Source organism: Paenibacillus sp. E194 (assembly GCF_000935845.1).
GTDB lineage: Bacteria > Bacillota > Bacilli > Paenibacillales > Paenibacillaceae > Paenibacillus_B > Paenibacillus_B alvei_B.
Map to the genome: position 1 here is coordinate 1 of NZ_JMDX01000393.1, position 3,399 is coordinate 3,399.

Here is a 3,399-nt window from a genome sequence, read left to right on the forward strand (position 1 = left end):
ACTCATCGCGTACATCAATTAAGCGGACGTCATCAGAAATAATCCCTGGCAGCTCCGATTGCGCCAACACCAGCTTAGCCCCGCTGTCTGCCAGCATATAGCGAATACGCGTCTCAGGATACTCGGGATCAATTGGTACGAATGTGCCCGATGCTTTGAGTACTGCCAGCACTGCGACGACTGTATCCAGCGTTCGCTCGACAATAATGCCGACAGGCTGCTCTGCGGTCACGCCATACTCACGCAGCTTCCACGCTAGCTGATTCGCCTTACGGTTGAGCTCTCCGTAGCTTAATTGCTCGCTGCCAGAGACGACAGCAACAGTATCTGGTGTCCTCTCCACCTGTTCCGCGAACAGTTCATGAACCGTCTTGTCACTTGGGTACACCATATCCGTATCATTGAATTCATATTGCAGCTCAGCCTTCTCCTCGATCGTTACCATTTGCAGTGATGAGATTGCCGCTTGCGGATTATGAGTCATGCTTCCAACGACCTGCAGGAAATGGCCGCAAAGCCTTGCGATCGTCGAGCGATTGTACAATGCTGTAGCATACTCCACGGTGCAGTAAAGTCCATCGCCATCTTCTGTTATGGTCAGATTCAAATCAAACTTAGCCATCCCATGTTCAGCACCGTACGGCTTTACCTGAAGACCATCCAGATCGAATTCCCGATGCTCTGTATTCTCAAGGGCGAACATCGTGTCGAACACCGGATGACGGCTCATATCTCGCGAAATTTGCACGTTTTCCACGAGTTCCTCGAACGGATAGTCTTGATGCTCGAACGCTCCCAGCGTCGTTTCTTTGATTTCCTCCAAGTAGGTAAGCACAGACTTAGACCCAGAAGGATAATTGCGAATCGCCAGCGTGTTGACGAACATACCGATAAGTGGCTGCACATCGTCGTGCGTTCGACCCGCAATCGGTGTTCCAACAACAATGTCTTCCTGGCCTGAATACTTGTGGAGGATGATCGTGTATGCCGCTAGCAGCACCATGTACAAGGTCGTTCTCGTATCAGCGGCTAAATTCCTCAAGTCTTGGCTCTGCTCACGATCAATCGAGAACTCGAACAACGCGCCATCATGGCTCTGTACAGCAGGACGTACATAATCAGTAGGCAGCTCAAGCACAGGAAGTACGCCTTCCATTTGCCTCAGCCAATAGGATTCTTGGCTCTTCAACTGCTCGATCTGCTCCTCGGAACGCTGCCACGCAGCAAAGTCCTTGTACTGAATGCGAAGCGGCTCAAGCTCGTTCCCACTGTATAAGCTTGTGAATTCCTCGATCATAATGCCAATTGACGTTCCGTCCGAAATGATATGGTGCATGTCGAATAGGAGAATGTGACGCTGCGGAGCAAGTTCAATCAGCCCTGCCCTGAACAGTGGCGGTGTGGACAGATCGAAAGCGCGAATGAATTGCCGAATTTGCTTCTCGGCTTCCGCCCCTTCTACGGCCGACATCTCTTCCACTACAAATTCTACAGTCGGATAAATGCGCTGCACAGGTTCTCCATTCACCATCTCAAAGCCGGTGCGAAGCGTTTCGTGACGTGTGATCAGCTGACGGAATGCATGCTCCAATCGGTTCCGGTCAACATCACCCTCAAGCAGTAATGCCCCTGGCATGTTATAGCTCTGCTCTGCTCCTTCCAGCTGATGCAAAATGAACAATCGCTTCTGCACCGAAGATACCGGATATACATCCTTCTCTTCAACTGTCGGGATTGGTGAGAATGTGCGGCCTTGAGCAGCTTCCATGAGCGCGGCCATCGCTTCCAAAGTAGGATTGCGGAACACGTCGCGGAGAGACAGGCTGATATTCTCTTCTTTGTGCAGCTTGCTGACTAGTGTCGTCGCTCGTAATGAGTGACCGCCCAGCTCGAAGAAATGATCCTTTGCACCAACTCGGCTTAGACCGAGCACTTCCTGCCAGACTCTCGCAAGCCGAATTTCTTGTTCACTTCTAGGCGCCACATATTCCGTCTCTGCTTGTACGTGCTCTTCCGGTGCTGGCAGGGCTTTACGATCTACCTTGCCGTTAGTCGTCAATGGCATCTGTTCAAGCTGAATGAAGTATGCCGGAATCATATAACTAGGCAGTTCTTTGGCAAGTATTGTTCTAATCTCGCCTGCAGAAAGCAGACGATCTGCTACATAATACGCGCACAGCTGCTTCTCTCCATCCTCGCGGCCTCGGACGACAATCGTCGCCTTCTGAATCGGCGCCACTTTGAGCAGCTGCGCCTCTACTTCCCCAATCTCGATGCGATGGCCTCTGATTTTCACCTGATCATCCATTCGGCCAACATATTCAATCGTTCCGTCCGGCAGCCATCTCGCCAAGTCCCCAGTACGATACATGCGCTCTCCCGGTACGAACGGATTATCAACGAACTTCTGTGCAGTCAGTTCAGGACGGTTCAAATATCCACGAACTAATCCTTCTCCCGCTACACACAGCTCACCGGATACCCCTATAGGCTGTAAATCATTTCGTTCATTGACGATGTAGATGGCTGTATTACTGATAGGACGACCGATCGGTACACTTACGGCTTGCTCCGAAATCTCTGTCACATCATGCCATGTCGCATATACCGTACTTTCAGAAGGACCGTAGGCATGCTTCAGCCTTCCTGGCCCTGTCTGTTCAAGTGCTTTTCGCACATGTGCGACAGAAGAGCGCTCGCCTCCGAACAATATCGCGCGGATATGGCGCAGGCAGGATACGTTCACGTCTACAAGAACGTTGAAATAAGCAGTAGTAATCAGCATAACCGATATTTGTTCCGTTTCGATCAGCTCCGCCAGCTTGCTTGCATCAAGCAATGTATGATGAGGAACAAGAACCAGTTGGGCCCCATTCGTTAATGCCCCGAAAATATCGAATGCGGAGCCATCGAAAGAATAACTCGATAATTGCAGTACCTTATCCTGCTCCGTAATTTTGATATAGTTGGTATTCTTCACGATGCGTACGATATTGCGGTGTGTCGTCAGGTTACCTTTGGGATTGCCCGTTGTCCCCGAAGTGTAGATGACGCAAGCCAAATCTACAGCTGTACTCTTCGATTCCAACTTCGAAGCATCCTCATGATAAGACTGCTCATCGTCAAGTGTAAGGAGTCTAGCTGCTGATTCCGTATTTGGCACACGATTCTGCAAATGCTGCTGAACCAGAATGACACGAGCACCCGAATCTTCCAGCATGTAGCGAACGCGCTCCTCCGGATATTCCGGATCAATCGCGACGTAGCCGCCTCCCGCCTTCAAAACGGCAAGCATCCCAACAATCATGTCGATCGATCTTTCAGCCATGAGCCCAACTAGCGCTTCTGGCTGCACACCTTCAGATCTCAGTGTTCTGGCAAGGCGATTTGCCCGGGCAT

General features: G+C 50.8%; 1 protein-coding gene. It reads right to left on the reverse strand.

Annotated elements, in window-relative coordinates:
• A partial coding sequence (locus AZ66_RS27990; protein WP_044357919.1) for a non-ribosomal peptide synthetase occupies nucleotides 1–3,399 on the reverse strand: 3,399 nt, incomplete at both ends.